The 7,106-nt window shown below is 64.1% G+C and carries 6 protein-coding genes and 1 pseudogene; 1 reads left to right on the forward strand and 6 read right to left on the reverse strand.

From position 1 onward, the window contains the following. Positions 1–39 precede the first annotated feature (39 nt). The 4 genes from PMI24_RS23985 to PMI24_RS24000 all read right to left on the reverse strand — a co-directional run bounded on the left by PMI24_RS23985 (position 40) and on the right by PMI24_RS24000 (position 3,959). Positions 40–1,599 carry an MFS transporter gene (locus tag PMI24_RS23985; protein WP_007958575.1) on the reverse strand — a complete coding sequence of 520 codons (1,560 nt, stop codon included), beginning with the start codon at positions 1,597–1,599 and terminating at the stop codon, positions 40–42. Continuing rightward, positions 1,596–2,687 (reverse strand): HlyD family secretion protein, encoded by a 1,092-nt coding sequence (locus tag PMI24_RS23990; RefSeq protein ID WP_007958577.1) that lies wholly within the window; start codon positions 2,685–2,687, stop codon positions 1,596–1,598. Before PMI24_RS23990 ends, PMI24_RS23985 begins: the two co-directional genes overlap by 4 nt. A gap of 71 nt (positions 2,688–2,758) precedes the next feature. After that, positions 2,759–3,172: a cupin domain-containing protein gene (locus tag PMI24_RS23995; protein WP_007958580.1), complete on the reverse strand. Its 414-nt coding sequence runs from the start codon at positions 3,170–3,172 to the stop codon at positions 2,759–2,761. A 31-nt stretch (positions 3,173–3,203) separates the two neighbouring features. After that, the gene (locus PMI24_RS24000; RefSeq protein ID WP_007958582.1) at positions 3,204–3,959 is read right to left on the reverse strand and encodes an SDR family oxidoreductase; all 756 of its coding nucleotides are present in this window, start codon (positions 3,957–3,959) and stop codon (positions 3,204–3,206) included. 252 nt (positions 3,960–4,211) lie between these two features. Here PMI24_RS24000 and PMI24_RS24005 point away from each other — a divergent pair, with 252 nt between their 5' ends. Beyond that, entirely contained in the window at positions 4,212–5,780 is a 1,569-nt protein-coding gene (locus tag PMI24_RS24005; RefSeq protein ID WP_007958584.1) for a winged helix-turn-helix domain-containing tetratricopeptide repeat protein, read from the forward strand. Between the two features lie 4 nt (positions 5,781–5,784). On the opposite strand, the gene PMI24_RS24010 is transcribed toward PMI24_RS24005, so the two are convergent. Both PMI24_RS24010 and PMI24_RS29650 read right to left on the reverse strand, forming a co-directional pair. Beyond that, complete coding sequence (locus PMI24_RS24010) at positions 5,785–6,834, reverse strand: NAD(P)-dependent alcohol dehydrogenase (RefSeq protein WP_007958585.1); 1,050 nt, start codon at positions 6,832–6,834, stop codon at positions 5,785–5,787. Between the two features lie 119 nt (positions 6,835–6,953). After that, positions 6,954–7,106 (reverse strand): annotated as a pseudogene (locus PMI24_RS29650) (phage infection protein); the annotation flags it as partial.

The raw sequence follows: 7,106 nt of genomic DNA on the forward strand, positions 1-7,106 counted from the left end.
AAAGGGAAGACGGTTTTTTACTGGGTGTGGGGCGAAAGATCAATGGTTTGATCCGGCGTGTTTCGCAAAGCCGATCTTGATCGCCACCAGCAGCGGCGCCGCCACCGCAAACAGCAACGTCACTGCCATGAACGCACTGTCGAAGGCGATCACCAGCGACTGCTCCGACACCGTCCGCCCCAGCAGACTGGTCGCGGCACGGGCCACCGCCGCAGGCTCCATACCTTTGCCCGTCAGCCAGGCGCCCGTGGTTGTCAGCCGTTCGATGAGTGCCGGGCTGCCCGGCGTGACGCTGCTGCCCAGGATCACGGCGTTGGCGGCGTGGCCGTGCTCGATCAGCGTTTGCAGCCCGGCCACGCCGATCAGCCCGCCCAACTGGCGGCCGGTATTGAACAGACCGATGCCGGCCGCCAGATTGCGGCTGTTGAGGTGAGTGAACGCGATCAGGGTGATCGACAGAAACAGAAAGCCCAGCCCGAGCCCGCGCAGGAGGATGGCGCCCATCATGTCTGCGCTGCCGCTTTCGCGGGTCGAACCGGACAACAGCCACATGGCAATCATGATCATCAGGATGCCAAACGGCACCGTGGCAAACGGCGCCACGCCGCGCTTCTGCATCAGCCAGGCCGCGATCAGCAGCGCGCCGACAAACAGTGCGCCGCTGGGCAACAGCAGCAGGCCGGCCTCGGTCAGGGTGAATCCGAGAACGGACACGGCGAATGCCGGAATCAGGTAGGCGCTGCCGAACAGCGCTGCCCCCGCGACGAAGCTGACGATAAAGGCGAACGAGAAATCGCTCGACCTGAACAGACTGAAGTCGAGCACGCCTTTGCCGTTGCTTAACAGTTGCTGGCCCAGAAACCCCAGCAGGGCTGCGCTGCCGACCAGCGTCAGCCAGACGATGCGTGGCGCCTCGAACCAGTCCCAGCGTTCGCCCTGGCTGAGCACGTAGGTGAAGCAGAGCAGGGCGGTGGCGCTCAGCAGCACGCCCAGACCGTCGAATGGACGCAGGCTGGCTCGGGCGGGTGTCGGGGTGACGGTGACGAGTAAAAGTCCGCTGGCCACCAATGCCAGCGGCACGACGCTGAGGAAAATCCACGTCCAGGATTGACTGTCGACCAGCCAGCCTTGCAGGGCGGGCGTCAACGTGGCGGAAGCGACCACTGCGCCGATGGCGAACAGCGCTTGCAGCGCGGGTTGCAGGTGGCGCCGGTAGCTGCGAAAGATCAGCATCTGGCCGGCCACCAGCAGCGTGCCGCCGGCAAAACCCTGAAGGATGCGCAGCGCTATCAGCAGGTCGAGCCACGTGCTGCCGGCAGCGATGGCGCAGGCCAGCCCCATGGCCAGGGTCGCAGCGACGATGACGTTGCGCGGGGCGAAGCGCGCCAGCAGCCACGACGCCGTAAGGAAACCGATCAACTTGAACCCGGTGTATCCGATGTCCAGCCAGGCAAATTCGTCAGGTGTGGCAGCGGTGTCACCGATGATGTCGTTGCGGCCCAGCACCAGCGCGGTGCCCGCAATCGCTTCGGTGAGGCTGGCGAGCAGAATGCCGATCATCAGCAGCACGCCGGGCCGGGCTGCGGCAGACCGGTTCATGAGCCGTCTCCACGCTCCACATCGACCCGCGCCGACAGCCCCGGCACGATGCGCCCCGGCAAAGGGTTGTTGGCGAGGCGGATTTTCACCGGCACCCGCTGCACCACCCGGACGAAATTGCCCGTTGCGTTGTCGGTCGGCAACAGGCTGAAGGCCGAGCCGCTCCCGGGGGCAAAGCTGTCGACCACGCCCTGCAGCGCATCGTCGGGATAGCCGTCGACGGTGATGCGTACCGGCTGACCTAGCTGGATATGCTCTAGCTGAGTCTCTTTGAAATTAGCCACGACCCACACATCCTGCACCGGAACGATGTCGAGCAAGGCCACGCCCGGCGTGACGTAACGGCCGACCCGCACCTGACGGTTGCCGACCACCCCGGTCACGGGCGCGCGCACCACGGTGCTGTCGAGGTCGATCCGGGCCAGATCCTGCGCCGCCTCGGCCTGCGCCATGGCCGCGAGGGCCGCGCCGCGCTGGGCCAGCAGCACGGCGAGGCGTTGGCGCTGAGCCTCGACCGACGCCGAAGCAGCGTCCACCGCCGCAGAGGCGCGCGTCTGGGCCGCCGCCGTCTCATCGACCAGCGCCATGCTCACGGCATTGCTGGCGATCAGTTTGCGGTTGCGGTCGTGGGTTTTGCCGGCGAGGTTCATCTGCGCGGCGGCGGAGCGGCGCTCGGCCTCGGCCTGGCGAATCTGCGCATATTGCAGTTGCGTCTGGGCATCGACATCGCTGAGGCGCGCCTGTGCCGATTTGAAGTTGGCTTCGGCCTGGGCGAGGCGGGCGCGATAGTCTTGATCGTCGATGCGAAACAGCATGTCGCCGCTCTGCACCGACTGGTTGTCGCGCACCTCGACGCGGGTGACGTAACCGGCAACCTTGGCCGCCAGGGACGTGACATCGCCACGCACATAGGCGTTGTCGGTCGAGATACTTTTGCCGCCGTACAGCACGGCATAACCGCCCGCCACAATCGCCAGAGCGGCGGCGCACAACAGCAGTCCTGCCGCCTTGCGCTTGCCTTGGCGCGGTGTCGCGGGCGTCGTTTCGGACTGCGTCGTGCTGGCGGTGGTGGGCTGGGGCGCGTTCATGATCGGGGTCCTGCTCAAAGCCGACACCTCCGGCAGACGGGCCGCCGAAGGTGGATTGGCGAATGGATCGGTTACGGCTTGACGGGTTTGACCAAGTCGGTCTCGCTGCTGTCGAGCACGAACACCGCCAGCAGACGGGACGGTTCGGTGGTGCTGGCATTGGCGCTCACCGCGTGGAAATCACCCGGTTGTTCGACGAAGTTTTCCCCGGCCTTGTAGACTTTCTCCGGCGCGTCGCCGACCTTGCTGCGCACGGCGCCCTCTAGCACCGTGGCGTAGATGAACGCGGACTTCGGATGAAAGTGCGCCGGCGACGATCCACCAGGCGCGTATTCCACCAGCACGCCCCTCATGGATTTACCGGGGACGTTGGGCAGGGCGCGGTCGAAAACTACGGTGACCTTGCCCCCCTGCGGCTCGGCGGCCGAGACGGATGAGATTGAAAGGGCCGCAAACGTGGCGGCCAGCAGGATTCGGCTGAACATGGCGATACTCCTTCAAATCAGGTGGGGTGTTTCAGCGCTGGGTCGATTTCGCCAGCCAGTCTTCAAAGCGGGTTGGGCCCAGGCGTGGATTGCTGCTGCCGGGGGTGAGCGACTGGTCGTCGAGCACATCGCCGAAGTAGCGGGCGTGGACGTCCGGGATCACTTTGCGGGTGTCGTGGGTGGCGCGGAAAAAACGCCGGACCAGTTCGTCGAGCGGCATGGCTTCGGGGCCGGCAATTTCCTGCGTGCCGTTGATCGGCGCTGCCAGTGCCACATCCGTCAGCGCAGTGGCGACGTCGTCGGAGGCCATGGGCTGGATCAGCGCCGGTGACAGGCGCACTTCGTCGCCAACGGTCGCGGACTGGGCAATGCCGCCGACAAATTCGAAGAACTGCGTGGCCCGCAGCAGGGTGTAAGGGATGCTCGACGCCTTGATCAGGTTCTCTTGCGCGACCTTGGCGCGGAAGTAGCCGTTGGCAGGCGAGCGCTCACTGGCGACGATCGACAGCGCCACGTGATGGCGAACCCCGGCGGCGGCTTCGGCGGCGAGCAGGTTGCGGGTGGAGGTCTCGAAGAAATCGAGCACGGCCTGGTCTTCCCACGAAGGCGCGTTAGACACATCGACCACCACCTGGGCGCCGTCCATCGCTTCGGCCAGGCCTTCGCGAGTGATGCTGTTGACGCCGGTGTTAGGGGAGGCGGCGCGGGCATCGTGGCCGCGTTCGCGCAGATTGTTCACAAGTTTCGATCCGATGAGGCCGGTGCCTCCGATAACGACGATCTTCATGGCATCTCTCCGACTTGCCGACTGCAACCATTGCTGTCGATGTGGGTTGAGCATGCCGTTGGCGCTTCAGCAAATCCTTGTGGTGACCTTGGATTTGCCTTGGTTTTCTGTCCAGACAAGCCAATCCGTCGGCAGACGCGTAGACCAGCGTGCAGACCGGTGCGGTGGCCCAGGGTCTGCCGTATCATTGAGCGCACGACAATCGCCCGCTCGGACACGGAGTCGGGGGCGCCAGACCAGAGAACAGCCACCGTGCCATTCGTGTTTGAAGACTACGTGCTCGACCAGCAGCGCCGGGAACTGACCTGGCGCGGGGAGGTTGTGACTGTCGGGCCGCAGGTCTTCGATTTGTTGCTGTTACTGGTCAGCAACCGCGAGCGGGTAGTGAGCAAGGACGAACTGTTGAGCGCCGTGTGGAGTGGCCGGATCGTTTCCGAGTCGACCATCACCAGCCACATCAACGCCGTTCGCAAGGCCATCGGCGACACCGGTGAGCAACAACGTCTGGTGCGCACGGTGCCGCGCAAGGGCTATCGCTTTGTCGGTGAAATCATCCCGTGCGATAGCCCTGTCAATACGCCTGAAGCGCCTGCGAAACCCGAGGTGGCCGCGACACTTGTCCTGCCGGAAAAGCCTTCGATCACCGTCCTGCCATTCCAGAACCTCAGCGGCGACCCCGAACAGGACTACTTCGCCGACGGCATCGTCGAAGACATCATCACCGCGTTGTCGCGCCTGCGCTGGCTGTTCGTCATCGCTCGCAACTCCAGCTTCACCTACAAGGGCAGGGCGGTGGATGCGCGAGGTGTCGGTCAGGAACTGGGTGTGCGTTATGTGCTGGAAGGCAGCGTGCGCAAGTGCGGCAACAAGATCCGCATCACCGGCCAGTTGATTGATACCTGCAGCGGAACGCACCTGTGGGCCGAGCGCTTCGAAGGCCTGCTCGACGATATTTTCGAACTCCAGGATCAAGTGGCCGAAAGCGTCGTGGGCGCCATCGCGCCGCAGTTGGAGCGCGCGGAAATCGAGCGGGCCAAACGCAAGCCCACTGACAGCCTCGATGCCTACGATTATTACCTGCGTGGTACGGCCAAGCTGCATATCGGCACCCGTGAGGCGATCGAGCAGTCATTGGCGCTGTTCTACCGGGCGCTTGAACTGGATCCGGAATTTGCCTCGGCGTATGGCATGGCCGCGTGGTGCCACTTCTGGCGCAAGCTCAACGGCTGGATGACCGACCGGCCTCGGGAAATCGCCGAAGGTGCGCGGCTGGCACGAATGGGTGTGGAACTGGGGCGCGACGACGCCGTGGCGCTGACCCGCAGCGGTCATGCCCTGGCCCATCTGACCGGGGATGTCGACTGTGGCATCGCCTTGCTCGATCGGGCTCGACTGCTCAATCCCAACCTGGCCCCGGCGTGGTTTCTCGGCGGTATCCTGCGTGCCTTGCGTGGCGAAACCGACGCCGCCATCGCCAACCTCGAACATGCCGTGCGTCTGAGCCCGCTGGATCCGGAAATGTTCCGCATGCAGGTCGGGATGGCGCTGGCGCACTTCTTCGCTGGTCGTTTTGAACTCTCGGCTTCCTGGGCCGAGAAAGCGCAGGGAAACCTGCCCAGTCTATTGGCAGCGCCGGCCTTGATCGCCGCAAGCAATGCGCTGAGTGGGCGAACCGACAAAGCCGGGCAGGCCATGGAACGGGTGCGTCAGCTGGACCCGACCTTGCGGGTGTCCAGCCTGAGCGCGTGGCTGCCCATTCAACGGCCTGAAGATGTTGCCCGGTTTGCCGAAGGTTTGCGGTTGGCGGGGTTGCCGGAGTAACGGTTCAGCCAGCCAGCGTCGCGTTATCGATCACAAAACGATATTTCACATCGCCCTGCAGCATCCGCTCGTAGGACGCGTTGATCTGGTCCGCGCGAATCAGCTCGATGTCGGAAACGATGCCGTGCTCGGCACAGAAATCCAGCATCTCCTGAGTTTCCGGAATACCGCCGATCATCGAACCGGCGATGGTCCGGCGCTTCATGATCAGGTTGAACACGTTCGGTGACGGATGCGGCGAGGCGGGGGCTCCGACCAGCGTCAGGGCGCCGTCGCGCTTGAGCAGCACCAGAAACGCGTCGAGATCGTGAGGTGCGGCGACGGTGTTGAGGATCAAGTCGAAGCTCTTGGTGTGCGCGGCCATTTCCTCGGCGTTGCGCGACACCACGACCTCATCGGCGCCCAGTGCCTTGGCGGCTTCGCGCTTGGACTCGGAGGTGGTGAACGCCACGACATGCGCGCCCATCGCATGGGCCAGTTTGATGCCCATGTGGCCCAGGCCACCGATACCGACCACACCGACCTTTTTGCCCGGCCCGGTGTTCCACTGACGCAACGGCGAGTACGTGGTGATGCCTGCACACAGCAGCGGCGCGACGGCGGCCAGTTGAGCTTCAGGATGGCGGATGCGCAGCACGTAACGCTCATGCACCACGATGTTTTGAGAATAACCGCCAAGGGTCCAGCCCGGTGCGTCCGGGGTCGGGAAGTTGTAGGTGCCGATCATGCCGTCACAGTAGTTTTCCAGACCGATTTCGCAGTCGTCGCAGTGTTTGCAGCTGTCGACAATGCAGCCGACACCCACCAGATCACCGACCTTGTAGTCGGACACATGGGCGCCGACCGCCGACACGCGGCCGACAATCTCGTGCCCGGGTACGCACGGGAATTGCGTCCCGGCCCATTCGGCGCGCACCTGGTGCAGGTCGGAGTGGCAGATGCCGCAGAAGGCGATGTCGATCTGCACATCGTGGGCCGCCGGGGCTCGGCGATTGATCTGCATCGGCTCAAGGGGTTGGTCGCCGGCGTGGGCACCATAGGCATGTACGAGCATGGGTGTAGTCCTTGATGAATGTGTCGAAGCACCATTCTTCCCGGATTGCTCGCACAGCCTGTAGTGCATTTCTACCGATTACTTGCCTGATCCTGCGGATCGATTTCGGTGAAATCACGTCAGTCCATCGAAAAATGCATTCGCATGTTCATCGCGGCATCGTACTGATTGCTGGCAACACGGCGTTCGATCAGGCGATCGGATCCGCCCTCGGCAACACGGCGTTCGATCAGGCGATCGGATCCGCCCTCGGCAACACGGCGTTCGATCAG

It is taken from the genome of Pseudomonas sp. GM25 (genome assembly GCF_000282255.1).
In the GTDB taxonomy this organism is placed as follows: Bacteria; Pseudomonadota; Gammaproteobacteria; order Pseudomonadales; family Pseudomonadaceae; genus Aquipseudomonas; species Aquipseudomonas aphyarum.